Genomic DNA, 1,794 nt, shown 5'->3' on the forward strand with positions numbered 1-1,794 from the left:
CTGGACGAGATCCGCGCCGCTCTCGATGCACATCCGTGGGTCCGTTCGTCCGCGGTGATCGCCCGGGCCGGGACCTCGGGCCGTGATGCGACCCTCGCCGCGTACTGCACCCTCGACCGTGGAGCCTGGAACGGTGAGGATCCGACTTCCACACTGCGGGAACACCTCTCGTCCCGATTGCCGGACTACATGGTGCCGCCCACGATCACCGTCCTCGACGAGCTGCCGGTGACTGTCAACGGCAAGCTCGATCGCAAGGCGCTGCCGGAGCCGGTCGCGCCGGTCCACGACGGGGGCCGGGCACCGGCCACCGAATCCGAACGAGCAGTGGCCGAGGTCTTCCGCGACGTGCTCGGCCTGGACGAGACCGTCCCGGTCGGTGTCGACAGCGACTTCTTCGATCTGGGTGGACACTCGCTGCTCGCGACCCGGGCGGTGGCTCGACTGGCCGCCCGATTCGCCCGCAAGCTGACGCTGCGCGACCTGTTCGAATCCCGGTCCGTCGGCGATCTCGCGCGCACCCTCGACGCAGCCGAGGGTGCGATCTCGATCGGTGTTGCCGACGTCGTCGTGCCGGAAAAGGTTCCGGCATCGGCGGGTCAGCGGTCGCTCTGGGTGATCGAGCAGATCACCGGAGCCGGCTCGGTCTATACCGTGCCGCTCGTGCTCACCGTGCCCGACGACTTCTCCACAGACGCGTGGGCGGTGGCGCTCACCGACCTGACGACGCGGCACGAGGCGCTCCGGTCCCGGCTGGTCCCGGGTCCCGACGGCATCGAACTCGACGTCGACGACCCGGTCACCGGCGCGTTCCCCATCGAGGAGATCGCGACCGGCTCCGGCGTGCTCACCGATGTGGTCGCGCAGTGGGTCGACCGTCCGCTCTCCCTGCGCCTCGACCCGGCACTACGTGCCGCGGTGTTCTCCGTGGACGGCCGGCCCCGGGTCGCTGCCCTGGCCGTGCATCACGCGTTCGTCGACGAATGGTCGACACCGACACTGCTCGGTGACCTCCTGGACGCCTACACCGCGCGCCGTCGCGGCACCGCTCCGCAGCGGACACCCGAGTCGGTGACGTTCCGCCACTTCGCGGCCTGGCAGGACGCGATGCTGTCCGGCGCCGACCGGCCCGGAACCGCCGCGGCCGATCACGTCGAGTACTGGCGTGAGCGGCTCGCCGGAGTCCCGGAGGTGTCGATGATCGCCACGGACCGGCCGCGCCCGGCGGTTCAGGACTTCGACGGATTCGAACTGTCCTTCGCCCTGGATCCCGAGGTGTCGGCCGCGCTGCGCCGGGTGTGCGCCGACCGCGACGTCACCATGTACATGCTCACCCAGGCCGCGGTCGTGATCGCGATGCAGCGGCTCGGGGCGGGTGACGACATCGTGGTGGGGTCGCCGGTCGGTGGCCGCACGGACGAGGCGCTGGCGTCGGTGGTGGGGTATTTCGTGAACACGTTGCCGTTGCGTCACGATCTGTCGGGGGATCCGACGGTAGACGAGGTGCTGGGCCGGGTGCGGGAGGTCGTGCTCGGGGGATTCGCCCACCAGGACCTGCCGTTCGATCACATCGTGCGGGTCAGCGGCACGACGCCCTCGGCCGCCCACAACCCGCTGTTCCAGACGCTCGTGTCCTTCCGGGTCGCGGATCTGGTCGACGAAACCCACGATGTGCTCGGGCGGGCCGGCTTCGGCCGGTTCGCCGACGCCGACGAGACCCACAGCGTCAAGACCGACCTCGAGATCGAGATCGCCGACACTGCGGACGGCCTGAGCGGCACGCTGGCGTGTGCG

At 70.3% G+C, this 1,794-nt stretch carries 1 protein-coding gene; it reads left to right on the forward strand.

Annotation, left to right across the window (positions count from 1 at the left end):
• Positions 1-1,794 (forward strand): condensation domain-containing protein (locus A8G15_RS28860; protein WP_245688055.1); only part of this gene is annotated, 1,794 nt, incomplete at both ends.

The sequence above is a fragment of the Rhodococcus phenolicus genome (genome assembly GCF_001646785.1).
Taxonomy (GTDB): Bacteria; Actinomycetota; Actinomycetes; order Mycobacteriales; family Mycobacteriaceae; genus Rhodococcus; species Rhodococcus phenolicus.